The 230-nt window shown below is 74.3% G+C and carries 1 protein-coding gene; it reads left to right on the top strand.

The window, feature by feature from the left end:
* Positions 1–230: GNAT family N-acetyltransferase (locus tag ACSNOK_RS36595; RefSeq protein WP_436784945.1), on the top strand; the 230-nt coding region annotated here is incomplete at both ends.

Consider the following 230-nt stretch of genomic DNA (forward strand, 5'->3'; position numbering starts at 1 on the left):
GTGTGATCGTCGCGCCCGGGCTGCGCGGACGGGGCCTGGGGCGGGCGGTCGTCACCGCGGCGGTGGACCACGCGCGCGGCATGGGCCCCGACGTCGGCCTGCTGTTCTGCTGGCCGGAGTGGATGCCGGTCTACGAGTCCCTGGGATGGCGGGAGTTGGAGGAGCACGTCCGCGTCGAGCAGCCCGACGGCCCGGTGACCATGCCGATGCGCACCATGTGGACGCCGCTG

Origin of the sequence: Streptomyces sp. URMC 126 (assembly GCF_051386555.1) — a bacterium.
In the GTDB taxonomy this organism is placed as follows: Bacteria; Actinomycetota; Actinomycetes; order Streptomycetales; family Streptomycetaceae; genus Streptomyces.